This window comes from Glaciimonas sp. GNP009 (assembly GCF_054343755.1).
In genome coordinates, this window is record NZ_JBTGUV010000004.1 from 1783745 (window position 1) to 1807112 (window position 23368).

A 23368-nucleotide genomic window follows, 5' to 3' on the forward strand; every position below is an offset into this window, starting at 1 on the left:
CATGACCGAATTAACGCAGCAAACCGAACCAGTTCAGCAGGTCGAAAATATCGTCGTAACGCCGCCCTTATGGTTGCTGGCAGAACTCACCTATCGCTGTCCGCTGCACTGCGTGTTTTGTTACAACCCGTTGAATTACGCAGAAAATCGCAATGAGCTGACAACCGAACAATGGTTCGACGTCATGCGTCAGGCGCGTAAATTAGGCGCGGCACAATTGGGATTTTCGGGTGGCGAACCATTGCTGCGGGACGATCTGGAAGAACTGATTGGAGAAGGTCGTCGGCTAGGCTTTTACACCAATCTGATTACTTCCGGAGTCGGTTTGACCGAGCCGCGTATTGCCCGCATGAAGGAGTTGGGACTGGACCATATCCAGTTGTCGTTTCAGGATTCGACCAAGGAAATGAACGATTTCCTGACCAGTACCAAGACTTTTGATCTAAAATCAAAGGTCGCAAAACTGATCAAGCAATACGATTATCCGATGGTGCTCAACGTCGTATTGCACCGCTATAATCTGGATCATGTCGACCGTATTATCGAGATGGCGATCGAGATGGATGTTGAATATCTTGAACTGGCCAACACCCAGTATTACGGTTGGGGTTTAGTCAATCGCGCCCATTTGCTGCCATCGCGCGAACAACTCGAGCGCGCCGAGGCAACGGTCAATGCCTATCGCGCCAAGATTGGCAATAAGCTGCGTATTTTGTTCGTGGTGCCCGATTACTTTGAAGAGCGCCCGAAGGCGTGCATGAATGGTTGGGGATCCGTATTTTTGGCTGTAGCCGCCGATGGCACGGCATTGCCTTGCCATGCCGCAAAATCATTGCCGGGTTTTGATTTCCCTAACGTGCTGCAAGACAGCGTGCATGACATCTGGCATCACAGCGATGCGTTCAACCGCTATCGTGGCGACGCATGGATGAAAGAGCCATGCCAAAGTTGCCCGGATAAAAAGAAAGACTTCGGTGGTTGCCGCTGCCAGGCATTGGCCCTGACTGGTGATGCGACCAATGCAGATCCCGTGTGTAGCAAATCCCCGCATCATGGCGACTTACAAAAAATCGTCCTGCACGCGCAACCCAACCAAAAGACCGGCGCACCGCAACATACAACGCAACCGATCCTGTTTCGTACCGACGCCAATTCGCTACGCTTTGCCAATGGCACGCCAAGCGGCAAAGCGCCCAACGCCCTGACAATCGAAAAATAACATGACCACCTCGGCCTGATAGCCGAGGAATTTGCCGCCCAAACGAGTGCGCAGATTACAGCCGCCATCGTCCGACGCTGAACATCGTTTCCGATGCCTTCACATGAGCACGATGCTCAAAAGGTGGAGTCGCCCCTTCGCTCTCCCCGCGTCCAGCCCGACCATTACATGATCGCCAATACCCGCTAAAATAGCGAGGCCGTCACAACACATCAACTCTTAGGACTTTTGCAAGACCGTCCCAGTCAAGGCTGTTTTGAATAAACCACCAATTATGCGCAATGACGTACCGATTTCCAAAACACGCACCGTCGACATTATTATTTATCCCGGTTTTAAAGCGCTCGAAGCCATTGGGCCTTTGAAGGTTTTTGACTATACCAATACTTGCCTGCGTCAACGTCAATTGTCGGGGGGATATGAAGTCGCGATTGCGTCGACCAAAATCGGCATGATCGTGTCCGACACGCTCATGTCGCTCGAGGCGACAAAAGCCATCAGCACGCTTGCATTGCCGGATCTTGCCATCATCGTTGGTGCGCCTGATATCGAAAAATCGTTGCAGGATTCGCCGGAGATTGTCGAATGGGTGGCCAATGCTGCACCAAAAATTCAGCGCTTGGCGGCATTATGTACGGGCAGCTTTTTCCTGGCTGAAGGCGGCGCGCTAGATGGTCGACGTGCCACCACGCATTGGCGCTTTTCGGAACGATTGGGCAAAAAATATCCGGCTATAAAAGTCGATGCAGATGCGATATTTATTCGAGAGGGAAATATCTGGACTTCCGCTGGCGTGACCGCAGGAATGGATCTGGCATTAGCCATCGTGGAAGAAGATTTTGGCCGTGAGATTGCGCTCGAAGTCGCACGTGATCTGGTGATCTACTTAAAAAGACCGGGCGGTCAGTCACAGTTTAGCGTGCATCTTTCGAGCCAGATGACAACCCATCCAACGATCCGCGAGTTACAAAGCTGGATTATGTTGCATCTTGATGACGATCTGAGTATTCCTAAACTGGCAGCGAGAATAGCCATGAGCGAACGCAATTTTGCGCGTGTATTTCAGCGTGAGACGGCAGAAAGTCCGGCAGAGTTTATAGAAAGTGCACGCTTTGAAGTGGCACGAAGAATGCTGGAAGAAAACACATCTGCATTAAAGCAAATCGTGCTGAAGACCGGCTTTCGTACAGAAGAAAAAATGCGCCGCGTCTTTCAGAAAAAAATCGGCGTGACACCAAAAGTCTATCGCGAACGCTTTTCAACTACGGTATAGATTCAGATAGTGAGAGGCCGCTCGGTTTGCTTAACTTAACTCAAACCAACTTAACCAAGCAACTCAGCCGAGCACTATTTCACCATGCTGGTAATGCATCACCCGCACAACCGCGCATGGTGATGCAAACCCAGGATGCTGCCGCAGCAGGACGCGCCTGCAGCAATCAAGATTATTGCAGCAAACCTTTAGCTTTGGCGGTATGCGTGGCGATAGCATCCATCAATGGCGGTGACAGGCAATCATAAGGAGGCAAGCCTAGTTCAACCAATCTGGCTCTGACCGCACCCATTGTCTCTGGCTTAGCGCCGGCTTCGATAATCGACGACACAAATGCCGCAAATTCCGGTGGTGCCCATCCGCTTGCTGTCGAGCGCTCGGTGTGAACAAAATCCAGGCCATGGAACGGATGTCCCGTATTTTCAATGCGACCGTACATGTGCACGCCGCACTCTTTACAAGCATGCCGCTGAATAGCAGCACTTGCATCGACAACGGCTAGTTTGTCGCCATTTGCTGTGACGCTTACATTGTCGCGGGAGATGACCGCAATTTGTGCAAACAGTGCACCGTCCGGCTTCCAGCACTTCGAACAACCGCACACATGATTATGCGCAACCTGACCTTTAAGGGCAACTTCCACCTTGTTGCTCGAACAGGCGCAAGAAATGGTGCCACCATCGAAACCAGCTGCAGCTGGCTTAAGTCCGTTATCTACGGCTGGATGGATCTTGACTGAAGTATTCATGAAGCTTCTCCTAGTGGATTTTATGGTTGTGAACAGCTTGTTAATAAATGGGATGGATATCGTTTTGCCGTTTACCGGGCGGCTCCATTTAGTTGTCGGTGGTGAAATCGCAGATGGTCCTCGACGAATGTCGAAATAAAGTAATAGCCGTGATCGTAGCCAGCTTGCCTGCGCAGCTCCAAAGGCTGGCGCGCCTTTTCGCACCCTGCTTCAAATGCTTCGGGAAACAGTTGGCTCGGCAAAAACTTATCGTTCAACCCTTGATCTATTAAAATTCCGCCAGGAAACGGCGCGGTCTGTTGTTCCATCAATAGGCTGGCGTCGTATTGCCGCCAGGTATGTTGATCGCTTCCGAGATATCCTGAGAATGCCTTCACGCCCCATGGACACTGTATCGGTGCGCAAATCGGTGCGAATGCCGATACCGATTTGAACAATGTGGGATTGCGCAGCGCCAACACCAGCGCGCCATGGCCGCCCATTGAGTGACCAGTAATACCAATACTGGAAGGCTGCACCGGAAGGTTCTCCTTGATCAATTCAAGCAGTTCCAGCACGTAGCTGTACATCCGATAGTGCTGCTTCCACGGCGTTTCTGTAGCATCCACATAAAACCCCGCGCCGAGACCGAAGTCCCAGCTTTCTGCCTCACCCGGAAAATTGGCGCCACGCGGACTGGTATCCGGCGCAATCAGCATCAAACCCTTTTCTGCCGCCACCCGCTGCGCACCGCCCTTGGTCATGAAAGTTTCTTCAGTGCATGTCAGGCCCGCTAAATACATCAAGGCGGGAACCTTGCCGTCACGCGCCTGTGGCGGCAGGAATACTGAGAACCGCATAGACAAACCGATTTCTTTAGAGTGATGGCTATAGAACCGTTGCACCCCGCCAAAACAGGCGTGTTCGCTGACGATCTCAAGTGTTGAAGTAGGCATTTGCGCTTCTTTCGCCACGATCAATACAACACAACGGATCGAATCGATTCACCGCTTTTCATCAGATCGAAGCCCTCATTAATCCGCTCAAGCGGCAAGGTATGCGTGATCAAATCATCAATGTTGAGTTTGCCTTCCATATACCAGTCAACGATTTTCGGTACATCTGTACGTCCGCGTGCACCACCAAAAGCGGAACCTTTCCATTCCCGTCCGGTAACCAGTTGGAACGGACGCGTGCTGATTTCTTGCCCTGCTGCTGCAACGCCGATGATGTATGACTGCCCCCATCCCTTGTGACAACATTCCAGCGCTTGCCGCATAGTGGTCGTGTTGCCGATGCACTCAAAGGAGTAATCCGCGCCGCCATCGGTTAATTGGATAATATGATCAACCACGTTGGCGACTTCTTTCGGATTCACGAAATGGGTCATACCAAACTTACGCGCCATTTCTATGCGACCCGGATTGATATCGACCCCGATAATTTTGTCAGCACCGACCATCTTGGCACCCTGAATCACGTTCAGCCCAATACCGCCAAGTCCGAACACGACCACGTTTGCGCCCGCTTCGACTTTAGCTGAGAAAACCACCGCGCCGACACCGGTTGTCACACCGCAGCCGATGTAGCATGCTTTATCGAATGGCGCATCTTCACGGATTTTTGCCAATGCGATTTCTGGTACGACGATGTAGTTGGAGAAAGTCGAGGTTCCCATGTAGTGGAAAAGCGGTTTTCCATCCATCGAAAAACGTGATGTCGCATCCGGCATCAAACCACGACCTTGGGTCGAGCGAATCGCCTGACACAGGTTCGTCTTCCGTGATAAACAAAATTTGCATTGACGACATTCCGGGGTGTATAGAGGGATAACGTGATCATCCTTCTTTACCGACGTAACACCGGGGCCGACATCCACCACAATTCCTGCACCTTCATGGCCTAAAATGGACGGGAAAATTCCTTCAGGGTCTGCGCCTGAGAGCGTGTAATAGTCAGTATGGCAAATTCCGGTGGCCTTAATTTCGACCAGTACTTCACCCTCTCGCGGTCCAGCCAGATCAACTTCTTCAATCGTGAGCGGCGCTCCGGCTTTCCATGCGACTGCGGCTTTCGTTTTCATCAGGTGGCTCCAATATATTCAATAGACGTATTCTGCTGTCCGCAAAAGGAGACAAATGGAAATCGGCTAAATGTTGGCTGAAAATGCCGCAATTCCGTCCGCATTTGCGTCCCATCCTTTCCAGCAGTTGGTTTTACTCCATACTGCAGGCAATTCAACGCGGTAACGACGATACGACGATATTAAATCGCTACGCGCAATCCACATTCAGTGGCAAGACGTCTTCTGACTGCGCAAGACGTCCTCACCATTGTATGCAACTTGATACTAATTGCTACGCTTCTGCATCAATAAATCCCCGCACTGCTCCGTAATTTGCACATCCCAGTCTTACAACTTAAAAACACTTCGCCCCTGCTTACCCCGTAGTTAGGGTAGTATTCAGTGACAAATAAAAAATTGCGATGACACATACGGGTTCGTTATACCCGACATAAGCAAAAAACAGTCCACAAAAAAAATAGGCATCTGACGGAAAGAATTCCGAAGCCGTCATCAGATGTTTGTAAGAGGAGACAGCATGACAGTAGTTACCGCAAGCCACGTTAAACACGTGCGTTCGGTTGTCCAAAGAGGCATGCAACCGGATGGCCATATGATCGGAGATCCGATCGTTAATTCGTGGATACGATGTCTGAACGAATACAGTCTGGACCCGGATAACTGCGACGAACCTGTCGTCATCGGCAATGTTGAATTGCAGGAGCGACAGGCACGCTTAGCTGATGTTCAGCAAGTCGCAAAAATAGAAATGGCGAACCTCTATCAGCAGTTAGCGGGATCTGGCTACGCGATCATGCTGATGGATTGCGATGGCGTACTGCTCAATTATTTTGGTGATCCGAGCTTCACCCATGCGGCGTCTAAAACTGGCCTCATGCAAGGCGCAGTATGGAGCGAACGCTTGCAAGGTACTAACGGCATGGGGACGTGTCTGGTCGAAAAAAAACCCATTATCGTGCATCAAAACGAACACTATCTGGTGCGGAACATCGGTATCAGTTGCGCCGCTGCGCCTATTTGTAATCATCAAGGCGATGTGCTGGCGGTACTGGATGCTTCGGGCGAATCGCGATTGGCGCAACAACATACGTTGGCGCTGGTCAACATGTCCGTGCAGATGATTGAAAATCGTGTATTCCTGCAACAGTTCAATAAAGAATACATCGTACGCTTTCATAACCGGCCTGAATTCGTCGGCACATTAAGCGAAGGCGCTATTGCATTCGATGGCGCGGGCACTATTTTGGCCGCGACCCGCTGTGCGCAATTCCAGCTTGGCGTTCGCTCGCCTGCCGATATCTACGGCCGCAATATTACGGAATTGTTTAATGTGTCGTTATCGGGATTGCTGGACAGCAGCCTGAAAAAAGCATTCCACCCGACACCTATTTTTGAAGTTCGCAGCGGCGCACGTTATTTCGCGGTGATCTATCCACCGGAACCGACGCATGGCGCATCGCGCATGGCGACCCTAAAGCGCGACGCATGCAAAGAGGCTTCCAGCGCCCGCTGTGCGCTCGATGAGCTGCATTTTGGCGACCAGGTGATGGCCACCAACGTTCAGGCCACCAAACGCGTCCTGGAGCGCGATGTGGGCGTGATACTGTGCGGTGAAACCGGAACCGGTAAGGAAATGTACGCCAAGGCCGCCCATCTGTCAGGCAGTCGGGCACAGCAACCTTTTGTTGCTATTAACTGTGCGTCGATTCCAGAGTCCTTGATAGAAAGTGAATTGTTCGGCTATAAATCCGGCGCATTTACAGGTGCGAGCAAAGACGGTCAACGCGGCAAGATTTTTCAGGCGAATGGCGGAACACTTTTTCTCGATGAAATCGGCGACATGCCGATGTCCCTTCAAGCGCGGTTGCTGCGCGTTTTAGAAGAGCGAGAAGTCATGCCGCTCGGCGCGGACAAACCCATCAAATTAGATATCCGGCTGATCAGCGCTACGCATTGTGATCTTCAGGAAAAAATTGCCCAGAATCTTTTCCGTGAAGATTTATATTATCGACTGCTTGGCTTGACCATTACGCTTCCACCGCTGCGCGAACGCACTGACCGACATGCGTTAATCAAACATCTTTTGGTTAAAGAAGGTGGTGGCGACGACAATGTCGAAATAGATGACGCACTTTTGTCGGTATTTGATCACCATCGCTGGCCGGGAAATATTCGCCAAATGCGCCACCTTTTACGCACGATGATTGCCTTGCGTGAAAGCGACGTGCTGTCCATCTGCGACCTACCAGCGGGATTTTACACGGGACCGCTGCGTGTTCCAGGCTGCGATTGCGACTTTGCTTGTGATTGCGCGATGAGATTGGAAGTCGTCCGCAACCCCTTGGAGAATGCGGAAAGAGATGCACTTATCCAGGAGTTGGAACAACATAACTGGAACATCACCACATTGGCAAAACAACTCAAGATGAGCCGTAATACCCTGTATCGAAAAATGCGTCGACTGGACGTCAAGGATTTGGACAAAATATCGCTATAAACACTCCACACCAAGACTTATGATCATCAAAATGTAGTCGGATGCGCTCTAACGCAACCGGCTATTTTTTTAAACAGAGCAAATCTGCCTTGAGAATAGTATAGAACTAGTGAACATCGAATGCAGCGACATCAATACTCACGGCATCCGCTTTAAGCGTCGTCCTTAATAACGACTCCGCCCCAGTTTCGTTCAATAAATCAAGAATAAGTGCCACCGGATTACAACCAATTGATGCATGCAATCCGGCACATGAGGTAGTCATTTGGGGATTCACCTCAAGCACTATCGGCCCCGTATCCGTGAGAATAAAATCAACACCGACAAAGCCCCACAAACCGGGAATAGCAGCCGCAATCCTTTGCGCTAATCGGTCCAACTCTCCGCTAATATCCGTGAAACTATTGATCGTGCTACCAAGAAAATACAATTGGTTATCTCGTACGGCGATTCGCTGCTTGTTGTAACTTAACACCCGCGCTACGCCGTTGCAGCAAATCAACGAAAGACTGCACGGTTGTCCAGAAATGAAGGGTTGCATGATAAAGTCATCCTCGCTATTTTCTCTGATCCATGCGAGCGCCTTGAGAGGCGAGCTTAATATCCGGCTATTTCGGCAACCAGCGCCTTTGTCAGGCTTAACTACCCAGGCCGAAGGCACGATCTGCGTCGGAAAATCATCGCTTATCGTATAAGTATCAACGGTTCGAATACCTGCTTCGGCCAATATCTGGACAGTACGTAACTTGCTGGCGGACACATGAACAGCTTCCGGCGTGCACCCCAATAAAATACGATTATGCGACAACACTGAACGCGACAGGGTTTCCAATATATCGTCGGCTTCCGGCGCAATCAGCCATACGGCATCAGCGTCTTCTACACAATCGTTGAAATGCGATTCGACCTGTCCTGATATAGGAATGACGTTGGCGGACTGCGCCAGATCGATTTCCAGTAAACGGGCATCCAAGGTAGTGGTGACGTTGATGCCAGGAAGTGTGGAAAGATCAGTCATCAAAGCGCGCACTATTATCTCGCTCTGATGCATGTGAGTATGTTCCAGAGCGCGGTGCGCGAGGCCACCGCCTGACGCATAGTCAAACAAAAAAACTTTCATGGGGACACCGTTTTTTTAATTGTAGAGGGCTGGTCCATGCGCGGCCATTCAAAGATATCTTGTTTGTAATCGATTGTAGATCGATCAAAAACGCGTTAAAAGATTTAACGTTTACTTTTTTCTTCCTTAACCAAGGTTATGGATTCCTCCATTTGGCCGACTTTTCGCTGGGTCGATACATCAGTCAGAACCCCCGACAAAGACGATCCTATCTGATACACGCCACCTGCGATCTGGCTACTTAATATAAATACATAACGCTTGTTGACGTACTTTTCAAAGCGCGCATGCATGGGATCGTTGCGGTACGGCTGAATACTAATCTCCTGGCCATCCAATTTTTTTCCGTGGTACATAAACGTGATCGGGCGAACTTGTGCGGTATCTGCCAGCGCCATTCGAATCCGCTTACGGAAATAGTTTGTCGAACCGCCAGTCTCTTGTTTCATCTGGCCGATATCCCATTCTAAAAAACCCAGTAATAAAGGATTTCCTCTTGAATTTTCCACCTTCGGAATTTCCAGTTTCCGGGTTCCGGTTAAGAACCGCAGCGATACTGTCGACGATCCATCGGGATTGATTTTGGTCACATCCACGTGAATCTGATCATCCACAGCAGATCCGCTTTCATTCACTTTCCTGTAGGCATAAGTGAGGTCGACGGGCATGCGTATATTTTTTAAATGATCGGTTTGGAACAGCATTACCTCAGCAGGAGAAATCTCTTGCACTGGCGCTGAGGGCCTCGATGTTGCCGCGGTTTCTGCAGGTGCGGCCAATGACACTGACATTGACATTACAAGGACTGTGGGGACAAAAAAGGCCACGCACATCAGTTCTCGGATTGCGCTAAGCCGATGTCCGAAAAAAATTTGCATCTGTGAGTCCTTAACAATTAACGCTGATCGGAGCGCACGTAACATAAACAGCCCGCCTGCTGATTCATTCATCTTCATATCCACACGCCAGCACATATGAATCAGAGAATCAATAGCGGTTATTTCACCGTCATCAATAAATTACCCTGCGTATCAAGTAACGGCACGCCATACTGCTCAAGAATCGCTGTAATTTGTTTCTGATCTTTAATAATTAATTGATCGATACGGTCCTTGAATTCCTTTTCACCATAACGTGTCCCCATGGCAATACTGAAGTCCATCCGCATGTTCGGTTGCGATTTCAGTGGCACTGCTACGATCGGTACGAGCGATTTTTTCGCAAAATAACCGGCAATGGGTCCCCAAACAAAAGCAACATCAATCTTGCCGCTTGCCAAATCTTTTTCCACGATCTCTCCAGGATATTGATCTGGATCACCGGTTTGGGTCTGATAAGACACCATCTGATCCGCTAGCCCATTTTTGAGCAACCAGTCCACCACCGGTGAACGCCCGAAAACGCCTAACTTCAGCGATTTGAGTTTAGTCGGGTCGAGCTTCAGTAAGTCATCCGGCGACTTGATGTCATCAAATCCCTTGCCCTTAACGTAGGCCATCGCATAAGTCGAGTGATAATAAGCCTGCGTGGTTGCCCCCATGTCAAAACCAACGGCGACCCCGGTCACCAGATCACACTCAAATTTATCCGAATCCGGCACCTTCTTTTTCAACGTATTACGTATGTAGCCCATCCGCTGCGGATACCACGTGTATTCAATTTTCCAGCCTAAGTCCTTCGCGAAAAGTTCCGCAATCTTGTTCTCGAACCCCTTTAAATCGCGGTTAGAAAAAGGCATGTTGTTCGGGTCCTGACAGACCCGCAACACTTTATCTTGCTCCGGCTCCGGATCGGCGGCATGCGCCGGAATCACGGCAAAAGCCGTTACCAAAAGAGCGCCGACCGCACCCAAGCGCCAGAATTTGGCGGGACGACCGATCACAGATATCTGGTCTGCTAGACCTGAACCTTGGGGGTTTTTCACTTTGGAATTTCCTTCAAGCTACCTGTATTAATAGCACCGTCGGAACGCCCTTTGAGGAATGCGTAAAGATTATCGATATTATCGACAACTTGTTTACTGCCATTGAAGTTGGGCATGCCTTTTTCCATTCGGCCAAGCAGCACCGTGGTTTTGAAGTCTTCCTTAGTCATGGTTTTAAGGCTATCCACCAGCGCCGGGCCGACCAGACCTTGTTGATTGGCGCCATGGCAACGTTCACATGCCATCGCTCTCCATGTATGCCAGCCTTTGAGCGTATTACTATCGACTTGATTGCCATTTACCACTGTATAAGGAGGCGCATCGGCTGCGCTTGCGGTGCCAACTGCACCGGCCAGTACCACGCCGACAATGGTTACCTGAACCACTGCATGAGAAGCTGCATAGAAGGCTGAATGAAGCGCTACTTGTATGGTGCGTATAGTCATTAAAGTCTTTCTAATCGGGAATTATCCTGGCACTGTACTGACATTCCGGCATGCCGGAATGTCAGTACTAATGTCCAGATTTGTCAATAGAACGATGCTACGGTAATCAAACGCCAGGTACGGCAAACACTGTCAAGACACCACCCAATTCAGTGTATTTGGCCAGATCTCTATAGCCGCCCACTGCGCCCAGACCTTCAGTGTCTTTTTCAAGACCTGCAGCCAGACCAATACCAGCCCAACCGCCGATGCCGGACAACACGCCGACGAACTGCTTGCCTTTATAAGTCCAGGTATGCACGTTGCCGATAATGCCGGAAGGCGTTTTGAACTTCCATAGTTCCTTACCGTTGGTATCGACCGCTTTCAAATAGCCTTCTAATGTGCCGTAGAAAATCACATCACCAGCAGTTGATAAGGCACCGCTCCATACCGAAAATTTCTCAGGCTTGGACCAGACAATTTTGCCCGTACCGGCATCCCAGGCGATGAAATTGCCCATGTGACCATTGCCCTTATCCTTCTCAGCCGGATACATCGAAAGCGTTGCACCAACATACGGTTGACCAGCTGTGTAGTCGACTGCAAACGGTTCGTAGTCCATACACACATGGTTAGTTGGTACATAGAACAAACCGGTTTTAGGTGAGAATGAAGCCGGTTGCTGATCTTTAGTACCGAGCGCTGTAGGGCAAATGCCTTTGATATTGACGTCAGGTCCTTGCTTATCGGTGCTGTATTTAGCATCAAGAATTGGACGGCCTGTTTTCATATCAACACCTGTGGCCCAGTTAACCGTTGGATCATATTTTTGCGCGACGAGCAATTCACCCGTAGAGCGATCCATCGTGTAAGCGAAGCCATTACGATCCATGTGCACCAGCGTCTTGCGGTCCTGACCCTTGACTTTGATGTTAGCCAGAATCATTTCATTGACACCGTCATAGTCCCACTCATCATGCGGCGTCATTTGGAACACCCACTTCGCTTTACCAGTATCCAGATCGCGTGCAAAAATCGTCATAGACCATTTGTTGTCGCCGGGACGCTGGCTTGGATTCCAGGTACTTGGATTGCCGCTGCCGTAGTAGACAAGATTTAGGGCTGGATCATAGCTATACCATCCCCATGTTGTGCCACCGCCGAGTTTCCATTGATCACCTTTCCAGCTTTTTAGCGACGAATCCTTGCCCACTGGCGCCATCTTGCCATCGGTCCAGGTCATAGTCTTCGCAGGGTCCATCAACATTTCATCATCCGGACCTGTGCTATACGCTTTCCAGACTTCTTTGCCGGTGTTGATATCAAAGGCAGCCAAACGGCCTCGTACACCAAATTCGCCGCCGCTGATGCCGGTGATCACTTTATCCTTGAAAATATGCGGTGCATTTGTCGTCGTCTCACCAATCTTTGGATTGCCTACCTTGACCTTCCAGAGTTCTTTACCAGTCTTGGCGTCAAGCGCTACCAAGGTGGTGTCAGCCTGTTGCAAAAACACCTTGCCGTCAGCGTATGCAACACCACGATTAACCGTGTCGCAGCACATTACAGGAATGACGCTGGCATCTTGCTTTGGCTCATATTTCCACTTAATCGTCTGGTCGCCGAGATTCAGTGCGAACACTTTATTAGGAAACGGACTATGGACATACATCGTGTCACCGACCACCAACGGACCACCTTCGTGCCCACGCAGAACACCGGTAGAAAAGGTCCAGGCGACTTGTAAATCCTTCGCGTTGCTCTTATTGATCTGCTTCAATTCACTATAACGCTGATTGGCGAAATTACCCGACTGCATAGCCCAGTTATTGGGATCTTTAGTGAGCGCTTCAATATCTGAGTTAGCGAACGCAAAAACCGGTACCGCGAGCAAAATGGCGCATTGCCACCAGCTTTTTAAGCTCTTTCGGGATGCCATGTGTAATCTCCTTGTTGATTTTTTTTAAGTAAAACTTCAACGAACCCACTTGCTGCCAATGTGCTGCCTGGCGATGAAATAGGAGGATTCGTTAGGGATCAAACTTCTACTTCCAAACGCATTTCTCTCCAAATTTCGAGTTACTCTCAGCATAGAACGTGCCAACAACCCGCAAAAAAGTCACTCCGTCGGGCGTATCCGACGGCGGCTCGCTCCAAACTCGGCGTTAGGCCTACAAAGAACAAACGATGTTGCAGAGCACCATGTTCTGGTTGATGAACAGTTGGAAAATCAGTTTGCGTCACTTCCGTGTCATACCCTGCCGGCCGAACTGTCGATACCGCGTTTAAAACACAGTGGCGAAGCATTTGCCAATGAAACCAATAAAAAATGCGGAGACGTATAAGCCATGCATCGCTTATAGAGCTGAAATGAATTGGAGTGGAGTGGAGTGAAGAGTAGTGGAACAGACCCGGTCCCGGCGATGATTGCTTCGCAGACGTAGCGGGAAACTATCTATCAAATACGCCCGGAAAATTGCGCCTAACGATTTACCAGCGGCAAATATCGTCTTTTGTTTCGCGCAGATGCCAGCAAAGAAACTACATCGTCGTGTTTAAACAACAGCGGCGGACACCGTTAATTGCCCCCGAGCGCTATTTCGCCAGGCGGTAATGAATTTGGTCGCAGCCCACTATAAAATGCCGAAACCGAGAGTGCACTAGTCGTCTGCCATCAGATCGTGGGCGATCAGAAATTGTCCATGCTTATGGTTGCCCATCATTGAGCGACGATCGTCTATGAATCGCCGACGATCAGCCTCACGTATAGTGTTTACGCGGTCGCATCAGCTATTGAACAAAACAGGCCTGATTAGCAGTTGCTTGAATTGTCTTGTATTTTTTTGCCATGGTTTTAACAATTTCCGGATCACGAAACTCCGACCCGCGCGCTCCACTCGCCATTTGCGGTCGCGCCGCTAGTGATATCTCGACGTATTCATCGTACTTAACCGCCTGCGCAACATTATCTATGGCACAAGAACATTTATATAAATACTCGTATTTTCCGGCATGATTTTTCATGCATTCAAGCACATATTCCATCCGGTCCGTGGTCGGAAAATCGTTGGCGTAAGCACTGATTGGAGCAGCAACCGAGGCGGGAATTGTCAGTAGTAAAAACAGGCGTAAAACCTTCATTTCATCTCCATTTATTTTATATTTCCATCTCAGGAAACAAAAAATATGCATATATCATGCCATGAGCTGATCTGTTGTGATGAGAGCTCAATCCATCGATCAAACAATTGTCACGCAGCTTTACCGAACAACTAACCATCAGGGATCGAATAGGAATAGGAATGAGAATGAGAATGAGAATGGGGTCGAGAAAGGAAAATGAGAAAGGGAGCTAAAAAAAGCAAAATTGAGGTGATGGAACCGCAAATACCGTAGCCGTTCCATCACTTTTGAAACGTTAATCAGCCAACAACCACACGGCCAAAAAATGGATAACCAGGATCGGTATAGCCAGGTGTTGATGCATGGCCCGGCGGCACCAGGCTATCGACTAAAGCCTCATCATCCATCGAAATTTTGACATCCACCGCTGCGTAATAATCGTCCATTTGGGCTAGCGTGCGGGGACCGGCAATCACCGAACTGATATGCCGATTTGCCAGTACCCAGGCGGTGGCAAACTGTCCCAACTGAATACCAAGTTCGTCGCTATGTTGCTTGAGGCGCTGTGCGATTTGTAGTGACTCTTCTCTGAATTCAGTTTCCATGATGCGCTTGTCGCCGCGACTTGCCCGCGTGTTTTCGGGTGGTGTCTGCCCCGGCAAATATTTGCCGGTCAATACGCCGCGGGCAATCGGGCTATAAGGCACAACGCCTAGTCCGTAATGCGCACAAGCTGGCAATATTTCAACTTCAGGCATGCGATTGAGCAGGTTGTAATACGGCTGGCAGACGATAGGGCCTGGGATGCCGTTTTTTTCGCACAGGCGCACTACTTCGGCAATACGCCATCCGCGAAAGTTGGAGAGACCGAATCCGCGAATCTTTCCCTGGCTAATCAAATCGCCAAGGGTGCGAACCGCTTCATCCAGATTTTCTTCGTGATAATCGCGGTGGAGATAAAGGATATCCAGATAGTCGGTCGATAACCGCTTCAAGCTGTTCTCGACTTCACTGATGATCCAGTGACGTGAGTAATGCGATTGATTGGGCTGGCTGCTCATCGGATTGCCGAGCTTGGTGGCAAGCACCCAGTTAGGGCGATCGGCAGCTAGTACCTTACCGACCATTTCTTCTGAAGCACCTTTGGTGTAGACATCAGCGGTGTCAATAAAATTAACACCATGCTCACGGGCTGAAGCGACAATCCGCTCTGCTTCGCCGATGTCGGTTTGGTCACCAAACATCATGGTTCCCAAACAAAGTGCGGAGACCTTCAGGTTGCTGTTGCCTAGGCGTCGATATTGCATCATGTTGTATCCTGTTTTGAGAGTAAGGAAAATCGGGAGGCATCCGATTCATTTGTATAATTCGGACAAAAATCGTATACGCATCTCGTATTATGCCGAAAAGACGCCAATACCGTCATTTCCCATCAAATCCAGTACCTTCATTACAGCTGTTTACACCCAGGATAACGGCGTGACCGTCACCTCAACATCCAAGGTCTGCTCACCGCCACCGAGCACGATGCCGCGCATCGGTGTGACGTCGCTAAAATCGCGGCCCCAACCCAAGGTAATATGCTCGGACTGTACGAGACAGCGATTCGTCGGATCGAAATCTATCCACCCAAGATCCGAACAGAAGACCGAGACCCAGGCATGGGAAGCGTCTGCACCGATCATGCGCGGCTGTCCGGCAGGCGGATGCGTGAGTATGTAACCGCTGACGTAGCGTGCGGGAAGGCCGATACTTCTCAAGCAACCGATCATCAATTGCGCAAAGTCCTGACAAACACCTCGTCGCCCCTTTAGAACCTCATCCAATGGCGTAGAGATTTCAGTGGCTTTATCGTCGAATTCAAAGTCATCAAAAATACGCTGCGTCAAATTCAATGCGGCATCGAGCAATGCTCTGCCCGCCGTGTAACTAACGCGCGCGTACTGCTCCAACTCGGTGCTGAACTGAACATGCGGCGATGAGAACAAATAACGACATGCATCAAGCGCAGCAGCCGATTTATCTTGCCCGACACTATCGCGCAAACTTTCCCACGGAAGCGTGCCCTGAAGCTGCGCGAGTTGGTAGCGCGGCTTCAGTACGACAATCGACTCAGCGCGCACCGACAGCACTTTATGCGGCACAGTGATAGCAATATGACGCGTAATATTGCCAAAATAATCGCGGCCTTCGGAAACATCTTCTTCCCGTGGCTCAATATCGATCTTATGAGATTCAATGTGCTGATATAGAAACGTGCGCGGCGTCAAATGCAGGTATTGCTGCGACAGCGTCACCAGACTTTGATAGGTATAGCGCGTTTCGTGCACGACGCGAAAACGTGCGCCGGGAGCGCCGGGAGCGATAGTCGCTGGTGAATCGCTCATTATTTCTTCGTCCTGTCTTGATAGCTATCCGTGTAACTAAAAAATTTTACGCTGATTTGTTCCGACATGGCTTCGCTGGCGACTTGCATACGATGTAATAAATCGATCAAATGTGCATTGCCGCAATACAAATCAGTTTCCGGTGCCAACGTCAACAATTCGTCTTTTAGCGGAATTAATCGCTCTGCACCGCAAGGCCCGTAAGTGACCGCAATTTTTCTCAGACTTTTTAAGATGCCCTCAAGCTGAAACAGAATGGAACGTGGATTGGTCTCATCGAGTAACAACAAATCAAGCACCGGCAACCACTCTGGTTGTGCGCGATAACGGGAGCGGTAAGTAACAATACTGTCCGACAACTCAAGCAACCAATCGAGACTGCCGTTTGCATCCATCTCCAGCGCGCGCTGCAAAATAACGCTTTGAAACTGCAAGCGTTCGAGACGACGACCAAGAGACAGAAAACGCCATCCAAGATCGCGCGTCATACCATCCAAGGCAAAGCCAGCCATAGTCATCAAGGATGCTGTTGCGTCGTCCAGAATGGTCATCGCCTCCGCCTGAGACAACCTATGATCGTCACTGGTCTCACGCGGCACCATCCGGTTCAGGGCACGCCAATTGTCAACCGACAATCTCTCACGCAAGTGACTGGCAATACCATACAGTTGTTGCTGCTGTCGGGCCAGACCGGGAACATCTGGTGATATGACAGCACGTAATAAAGTGGATTCAATTTGCGCATCGCTGTAAATCGCTGTTGGCTTACTGACTACACTTTGGATTTGGCTTTGACGTTGACTTTGAATCTGGCTTTGGCTCTGCGTCTGGATTTGAACCTGCGTTTGAACCTGCGTTTGCATTTGACTATGATTCAAATCCGCTATTTGGCTTGCTGCCGCAATGGCAACTGCCTCGGACTCCGATTCTTTCATGGGAATCAGATGGAAATAAATACACAATGATTCCACAGTCGGCCATTCAGCGCCGCGATAGGCGGGTCGAACATTGAACAAAATATTCAGCGTAACGCGCAACAGGCGAGCGACATTATCGCAGCGGTCAGCGTTGCGCCCAAACCAAAACAGATTTTCTGCCATGCGACTCGACAGGTGCGTATCATCGCGTACCAGATCATCAATGGTAGTCGTTCTTCTGGATAGACTTTGTGTTGCAATCTGCTCATTGCCTTGCACCCAGGTATCTTTGCTTCCGCCGCCACGTTGCATGGTAATAATACGTGCATCCGTTCCCGTCGCCGCGCGCGTCAACCCACCCGGCATGACTACATAACCCTGCGGCGTAGCGCAAGCATAAACCCGAAGACCAATGGCGCAAGCACTCAGTCCCTCCGATTTCCACACCGGACCTTGCGATAATCGCACCATTTCCTGTGCCACGTAATCGTGTGGTTTAGCACGCATTTTTGCGATAAAAGCAATTCGTTCGGCACCTTTAAGGTCTTGCCCAAACACTGGAAATTGGCGCGACTGCGGAAAGCTTGGCTTGATAATCAGCTCATCCATTTTTTCAATCACTTCCTCCAAAGCCGCTGGTTCGCCACACCACCAGGTCGCCACTGACGGCATTTTTAATGATTCACCGAGCAGGCGCTCACATAATCCCGGCAAAAATCCGAGTAGCGCACCGGACTCCAGCAAACTTGATCCAAGGCTGTTCGCAATCAGCACATTGCCGCGCCGCGCCGCCTCGGTTAACCCCGCCACACCCAATCCGGAGTCTGGCCGTAACTCAAGCGGATCGCAAAAATCATCATCAACTCGACGCATGATCACGTGCACACGCTGCATACCGGACAAGGTTTTAAGCCAAACGACACCGTTACGCACGGTAAGATCTCCGCCCTCGACCAGCGGCAAACCCAGATAACGCGCCAGATAGGCTTGTTCGTAATAGGTTTCGTTATAGGGTCCAGGCGTTAGCAGTACGATTAACGGTGCTTCACTGTTACGCAACGCCGGACCATTTTTGCCGCCATTGCCATTTTTTGCGCATAGCCGCCCCCAATGCGCAAGACTGTCGCGCATGGTATTAAAAAATTCAGTCAGGTGTTGAACCTTGAGGTCACGCAGCAAATCAGGAAAAGTACGCGCGATGATGGCGCGATTTTCCAGTGCATAACCGGCACCGGACGGTGCTTGTGTGCGGTCTGCCACTACCCACCAGTTGCCATTGGGCGCACGTGCAAGATCAACCGCGTAAAAATGCAAGGCGACCCCGTCGGGGTGCTGCATGCCGTGGCAAGGGCGAGAAAAGCCAGCATGACCATGGATCAATTCTGGCGGCAACAAGCCCTCTTCCAGCATTTTCTGGTCGCCATAAACGTCGCCCAGCAGCTGATTCATCAGAGTGGCACGTTGAATAACGGCCTCTTCAATGCCGCTCCATTCATCCTGCGGCAGAATTAAAGGTAAAACATTTAGATCCCAGGGACGTTGGATACCCTTGGAATCGGTATAAACGTTGTATGTAACACCATTTTCGCGCACCTGCTCTTGCACCGTTTCGATGCGTTCGCGCATCATGTAGGGTGCTTCTGCTCCTAAACCATCCAACAAAGCGCGCCAATGTGGACGCGGATGATGAGACGCATCCAGCATTTCATCGAAACTGTCTGGCGGAGCGCGGTAGCTTGCGAGTATTTGATTTAACATTTTGTCGCTTTTTCCTCTTCGAGCGATTCAATCGGTGTGCGGGGTCGCACAATAACACTATGCGCCCCCACACACCCGAATCTTAAGGATACGACCAATTGATTTTTTTCGTAAGCTACTGCGCAAGATGAATTCTGCGTTGCGCACTGGGCACAATCCTCATGCAGATATTTACATGAGGATTGTTGTTCTCAAGGCTTCACCACCGGATGACTTAAGCACATGTCGCGTTCATCCAGCCTTCTGACACGGCCCTGCACTAGTTACGCTAAAAATGTATTAGTCATGCCAACGCAAATCCAACGTCATTGGGAAGCTTGGATTAGTTTCCTCTTTGTAGACGGTCATGGGTCCTGGCGTGTGGCCATGCGCCCAAAATCGTGCAAAGCGGCGTGCTTCGGCAGCGTTAGCATTCACTGGTGCAGTTGCTTCACTGCGACCACCCGGATGGACCACGTGATACGTGCAACCGCCAATGGCGCGGCCACTCCAGGTATCGACCAGATCGAAGGTCAACGGCGCGTGGATCTTGACCGTTGGATGCAATGCTGACCACGGACTCCAGGCGCGGAACCGTACACCGGCGACATATTCGCCGGGAATACCAGTTGGATGCAACGGCAACATGCGTCCGTTACAAGCGATAACGTGACGTCCGTCGGTCAGTCCGCGTACCAGCAACTGCATGCGTTCGACCGAAGAATCAACATACCGTGCGGTGCCACCAGCAGCCATTTCCTCACCCAGTACGTTCCATGGCTCAATCGCCTGACGCAGTTCCATCTCTACGCCTTCATAGACAACCGTACCAAAGCGCGGGAAGCGGAACTCGATAAACGGGTCAAACCAGTTTTCCTCGAACGCGTAGCCGGCAGCACGTAGATCTTTAGCAACATCACGAATATCTTGTGCCACAAAATGCGGCAACATCCAGCGATCATGCAATGCCGTGCCCCAATTGACCAATTTAGCCTGATACGGTTGCTTCCAGAAACGCGACACCAGCGCGCGCAGCAACAGCATTTGCAGCAAACTCATGCGTTCATGCGGCGGCATTTCAAATGCACGGAATTCGACTAGTCCTAAGCGGCCAGTCGGACCATCCGGTGAATACAGTTTATCAATCGAAAATTCGGAACGATGGGTATTACCAGTCAAATCGACCAGATGGTTACGTAACAAGCGATCAACCATCCACGGTTTGTCGCCCGGATGCAAGGTCGGCAACACTTTGTCCATTTGCTGGAAGGCAATTGCCAACTCGTATAAATTGTCATCACGCGCTTCATCCACCCGCGGCGCCTGACTTGTAGGTCCAATAAACGTGCCCGAGAACAGATATGACAAGGCGGGGTGATTTTGCCAGTACGTGATCAGGCTTTTCAGTAGATCAGGACGACGCAGCATCGGGCTATCTTCTGCCGTGGCACCGCCTAACGTGGCATGGTTGCCGCCGCCAGTGCCGGTATGGCGTCCGTCAACCATAAATTTTTCCGTACCAAGACGTGTCAGGCGCGCCTCTTCGTACAGCGTGGTCATGTTGTAGACCAGTTCCTTCCAGCTTGCGGCAGGATGAATATTCACCTCAATCACACCAGGGTCCGGCGTCACGCTAAGCAACTTGACCCGTGGATCGCGCGGTGGCGGATAACCCTCAATCCATAGCTTCAACTTCAGCTTGGCCGCAGTATTTTCCACCGCCGTCACCAAGGCCAGATAATCCTCAACGCGTTTGACCGGCGGCATAAAGATATGCAAACGCCCCGCCCGAACCTGAATGCACAAGCCGGTATGAATCACTTCACGCGGTGCGGGTTTAGGATCGACACCCGGAACAGGTGCCGCTTTGGTCCCTTTTTCAGGGTCCAGACTCAGCGTAGGACGCTTTCCATTTTTTGCCGTAGGCAAAGCGCCGCGAGGAGCAAACGGATCAACGTCAAATTCCGGCGGCACTTCGTCCGGCAACACCCAAGGCAACGCGTTTAGAGGCAAACGCAGTCCCATCGGCGAATCGCCTTCGGTAAGATACAAATGCTCGCGTTTGAGCGGCCATGCTGAAGTACGCCAGACTGTCCCTAAAGACGTAGCAGGATCAAAGTCTTTTGGCTTCAACGGCAAGACATAACCGACTATCTCGCCCAAGCCGGTTTCCAGCAATCGCGCTAACCGACGACGCTCTTCCGAAGCCTTTAAATTGGCTTTTAACGGATCAACGTTGACCGGCATTCCCTGCTCACGATGGACCTGAAGCATGACATCTTCATAGGCCGCGATGGCACTGTTGGCAGGAAGGCCGAGCGCTTTTACCAGTTCGGCAGTGAAGCGCGCTGCTTCGTCGCCGACATAACCATCCGGCTTGTTCTCGTCTGAGAACAACGTTGCGTCTAGCCACATTGGTTGACCGTCAACACGCCAAAAAATATTTAACGCCCAGCGTGGCAATGGCTCGCCAGGATACCATTTTCCTTGACCATAATGCAGCATGCCGCCCGGCGCAAAATGGTTCTTCAAGCGGTGCATCAACTGCCCCGCTAATTCACGCTTTTCGTCGCCGTGCGCTAAAGTATTCCACTGCGCGCCGTCCATATCATCAACAGACACAAAGGTTGGTTCGCCACCTTGAGTCAGGCGCACGTCCTGGCGCTTCAAGTCAGCGTCGACCTGATGTCCAAGCTTATCGATTTTTAGCCAGTCTTCTTCCGAATAGGGCTTGGTCACGCGTGGATCTTCATGAATCCGTGTGACGGTCATTTCATGGAAGAACGTTACTTCGGCCTTGTCGGTAAAGCCGCTCACCGGCGCTGCCGAGGATGGCATCGCGGTGCAAGCGAGCGGAATGTGCCCTTCACTCGCCAGCATGCCTGACGTAGGATCCAGGCCGATCCAGCCTGCGCCCGGGATATACACTTCGGTCCACGCATGCAAATCGGTAAAATCGACTTCGGTGCCACTTGGGCCGTCGAGTGATTCCTGATCGGGACGCAATTGAATCAAATAGCCCGACACAAAACGCGCAGCTAAACCCAACTGACGCATAATTTGGACTAACAACCAGCCACTATCACGGCAAGAACCAGACCGTTTCAGGAGCGTATCTTCCGGCGTTTGCACGCCCGGTTCCATCCGCAGCAGATAAGCAATATCGCCCTGCAAACGCTGGTTAATGGCGACCAGAAAATCGTTCGTCGCGAGCGGTTTTTTGAGAATGTCGCGCTTTGCTGCCGCGACCCATTCCACCAGCAACGGACCCGGTTCATCCACCGCCAGATACGCACTGAGTTCGGACTTTTGTTGTGCGGGATAGCTGAACGGAAATGTCTCTGCGTACTTCTCAACAAAAAAATCGAACGGGTTAATGACCGTCATATCGGCAATCAAATCAACCGTAAATTCCAGGACGTCAGATTTCTCCTGAAACACAAAACGGCCGATATAGTTGCCGTAAGGATCTTGCTGCCAATTGATAAAATGGTCTTCAGGCGTGACGCTCAGCGAATACGACAGAATCGGGGTACGCGCATGCGGAGCAGGACGCAAACGGACTTCATGCGGAGATAAAGTGACCAGGCGATCATAGTGGTAGCTGGTTTTGTGATGCAGCGCGACACGGATGGCCATTGAGTGATGCCTTTCGATGAAAGTTGACGCGAAATGGGTGGATAAGCGATGCCAGTAATGTTTAAAAATCGCTAAAAAAGGTCCATTTCTCTCTAAGCAGGATTCATACCCGAAAAGCCACGTAGGGATATCACAGAGCCAATCTAGTTATAGCAACCAAATTAAAGTCGGTCGAGTTACCCAGGGCCAGACGCAACCATTGCAACTTTCGCGACTCCTTCGCGTGCTATCTTGCGATTTTTCTACCTCACAATATTACTTCAATGCGGGATTGACGGGAGGGACACGAAC

Annotated in this window: 16 protein-coding genes; 3 read left to right on the forward strand and 13 right to left on the reverse strand. The window is 50.6% G+C overall.

Annotated features, from left to right (window positions below):
* The first annotated feature begins 1 nt into the window (after position 1).
* Complete coding sequence (gene pqqE, locus ACXX82_RS08835) at positions 2-1219, forward strand: pyrroloquinoline quinone biosynthesis protein PqqE (RefSeq protein WP_458562784.1); 1218 nt, start codon at positions 2-4, stop codon at positions 1217-1219.
* A gap of 274 nt (positions 1220-1493) precedes the next feature.
* The gene (locus ACXX82_RS08840; RefSeq protein WP_322240281.1) at positions 1494-2492 is read left to right on the forward strand and encodes a GlxA family transcriptional regulator; all 999 of its coding nucleotides are present in this window, start codon (positions 1494-1496) and stop codon (positions 2490-2492) included.
* Positions 2493-2664: 172 nt separating this feature from the next.
* Here the strand turns inward: ACXX82_RS08840 and gfa are convergent, their stop codons facing one another.
* The 3 genes from gfa to ACXX82_RS08855 form a co-directional block, all read right to left on the reverse strand.
* Entirely contained in the window at positions 2665-3240 is a 576-nt protein-coding gene (gene gfa / locus ACXX82_RS08845) for an S-(hydroxymethyl)glutathione synthase (RefSeq protein WP_322233758.1), read from the reverse strand.
* 71 nt (positions 3241-3311) lie between these two features.
* Positions 3312-4175 (reverse strand): S-formylglutathione hydrolase, encoded by an 864-nt coding sequence (gene fghA, locus ACXX82_RS08850; RefSeq protein ID WP_458562785.1) that lies wholly within the window; start codon positions 4173-4175, stop codon positions 3312-3314.
* A 20-nt stretch (positions 4176-4195) separates the two neighbouring features.
* Positions 4196-5302, reverse strand: a complete 1107-nt coding sequence (locus tag ACXX82_RS08855) for an S-(hydroxymethyl)glutathione dehydrogenase/class III alcohol dehydrogenase (protein WP_322233762.1) — start codon at positions 5300-5302, stop codon at positions 4196-4198.
* Between the two features lie 520 nt (positions 5303-5822).
* Between ACXX82_RS08855 and ACXX82_RS08860 the strand changes: the two genes are divergently transcribed.
* Positions 5823-7802: a sigma-54-dependent Fis family transcriptional regulator gene (locus ACXX82_RS08860; protein WP_323506169.1), complete on the forward strand. Its 1980-nt coding sequence runs from the start codon at positions 5823-5825 to the stop codon at positions 7800-7802.
* Between the two features lie 106 nt (positions 7803-7908).
* Here the strand turns inward: ACXX82_RS08860 and ACXX82_RS08865 are convergent, their stop codons facing one another.
* The 10 genes from ACXX82_RS08865 to ACXX82_RS08910 all read right to left on the reverse strand — a co-directional run bounded on the left by ACXX82_RS08865 (position 7909) and on the right by ACXX82_RS08910 (position 23077).
* Positions 7909-8922, reverse strand: a complete 1014-nt coding sequence (locus tag ACXX82_RS08865; protein ID WP_322233768.1) for an ATP-grasp domain-containing protein — start codon at positions 8920-8922, stop codon at positions 7909-7911.
* Positions 8923-9026: 104 nt separating this feature from the next.
* Positions 9027-9872 (reverse strand): hypothetical protein, encoded by an 846-nt coding sequence (locus tag ACXX82_RS08870; RefSeq protein WP_458562786.1) that lies wholly within the window; start codon positions 9870-9872, stop codon positions 9027-9029.
* A 47-nt stretch (positions 9873-9919) separates the two neighbouring features.
* Positions 9920-10846, reverse strand: coding sequence for a quinoprotein dehydrogenase-associated putative ABC transporter substrate-binding protein (locus tag ACXX82_RS08875; RefSeq protein ID WP_458562787.1), 927 nt, complete (start codon positions 10844-10846; stop codon positions 9920-9922).
* Complete coding sequence (locus tag ACXX82_RS08880; RefSeq protein WP_322233778.1) at positions 10843-11292, reverse strand: c-type cytochrome; 450 nt, start codon at positions 11290-11292, stop codon at positions 10843-10845. The genes ACXX82_RS08875 and ACXX82_RS08880 overlap by 4 nt, the downstream gene beginning before the upstream one ends.
* 106 nt (positions 11293-11398) lie before the next feature.
* Positions 11399-13213: a methanol/ethanol family PQQ-dependent dehydrogenase gene (locus ACXX82_RS08885; RefSeq protein WP_322233780.1), complete on the reverse strand. Its 1815-nt coding sequence runs from the start codon at positions 13211-13213 to the stop codon at positions 11399-11401.
* 851 nt (positions 13214-14064) lie between these two features.
* Entirely contained in the window at positions 14065-14466 is a 402-nt protein-coding gene (locus ACXX82_RS08890) for a hypothetical protein (RefSeq protein ID WP_322233782.1), read from the reverse strand.
* 230 nt (positions 14467-14696) lie between these two features.
* On the reverse strand, positions 14697-15704 hold the full coding sequence (locus ACXX82_RS08895; protein WP_322240283.1) for an aldo/keto reductase: 1008 nt from the start codon (positions 15702-15704) through the stop codon (positions 14697-14699).
* A 153-nt stretch (positions 15705-15857) separates the two neighbouring features.
* Positions 15858-16784: a transglutaminase family protein gene (locus ACXX82_RS08900; protein ID WP_322233786.1), complete on the reverse strand. Its 927-nt coding sequence runs from the start codon at positions 16782-16784 to the stop codon at positions 15858-15860.
* A complete protein-coding gene (locus tag ACXX82_RS08905) occupies positions 16784-19459 on the reverse strand; it encodes a circularly permuted type 2 ATP-grasp protein (RefSeq protein WP_458562788.1) in 2676 nt (891 codons plus the stop codon). Before ACXX82_RS08905 ends, ACXX82_RS08900 begins: the two co-directional genes overlap by 1 nt.
* Positions 19460-19738: 279 nt before the next feature.
* Positions 19739-23077 carry a transglutaminase family protein gene (locus tag ACXX82_RS08910; protein ID WP_458562789.1) on the reverse strand — a complete coding sequence of 1113 codons (3339 nt, stop codon included), beginning with the start codon at positions 23075-23077 and terminating at the stop codon, positions 19739-19741.
* Positions 23078-23368 lie beyond the last annotated feature (291 nt).

Excerpts from the sequence above, each read along its gene's own strand:
- pqqE (WP_458562784.1), top strand. The coding sequence starts at position 2 with ATGACCGAATTAACGCAGCAAACCGAACCAGTTCAGCAGGTCGAAAAT.
- ACXX82_RS08840 (WP_322240281.1), top strand. The coding sequence starts at position 1,494 with ATGCGCAATGACGTACCGATTTCCAAAACACGCACCGTCGACATTATT.
- gfa (WP_322233758.1), bottom strand. The coding sequence starts at position 3,240 with ATGAATACTTCAGTCAAGATCCATCCAGCCGTAGATAACGGACTTAAG.
- fghA (WP_458562785.1), bottom strand. The coding sequence starts at position 4,175 with ATGCCTACTTCAACACTTGAGATCGTCAGCGAACACGCCTGTTTTGGC.
- ACXX82_RS08855 (WP_322233762.1), bottom strand. The coding sequence starts at position 5,302 with ATGAAAACGAAAGCCGCAGTCGCATGGAAAGCCGGAGCGCCGCTCACG.
- ACXX82_RS08860 (WP_323506169.1), top strand. The coding sequence starts at position 5,823 with ATGACAGTAGTTACCGCAAGCCACGTTAAACACGTGCGTTCGGTTGTC.
- ACXX82_RS08865 (WP_322233768.1), bottom strand. The coding sequence starts at position 8,922 with ATGAAAGTTTTTTTGTTTGACTATGCGTCAGGCGGTGGCCTCGCGCAC.
- ACXX82_RS08870 (WP_458562786.1), bottom strand. The coding sequence starts at position 9,872 with ATGAATGAATCAGCAGGCGGGCTGTTTATGTTACGTGCGCTCCGATCA.
- ACXX82_RS08880 (WP_322233778.1), bottom strand. The coding sequence starts at position 11,292 with ATGACTATACGCACCATACAAGTAGCGCTTCATTCAGCCTTCTATGCA.
- ACXX82_RS08885 (WP_322233780.1), bottom strand. The coding sequence starts at position 13,213 with ATGGCATCCCGAAAGAGCTTAAAAAGCTGGTGGCAATGCGCCATTTTG.
- ACXX82_RS08890 (WP_322233782.1), bottom strand. The coding sequence starts at position 14,466 with ATGCATATTTTTTGTTTCCTGAGATGGAAATATAAAATAAATGGAGAT.
- ACXX82_RS08895 (WP_322240283.1), bottom strand. The coding sequence starts at position 15,704 with ATGCAATATCGACGCCTAGGCAACAGCAACCTGAAGGTCTCCGCACTT.
- ACXX82_RS08900 (WP_322233786.1), bottom strand. The coding sequence starts at position 16,784 with ATGAGCGATTCACCAGCGACTATCGCTCCCGGCGCTCCCGGCGCACGT.
- ACXX82_RS08905 (WP_458562788.1), bottom strand. The coding sequence starts at position 19,459 with ATGTTAAATCAAATACTCGCAAGCTACCGCGCTCCGCCAGACAGTTTC.
- ACXX82_RS08910 (WP_458562789.1), bottom strand. The coding sequence starts at position 23,077 with ATGGCCATCCGTGTCGCGCTGCATCACAAAACCAGCTACCACTATGAT.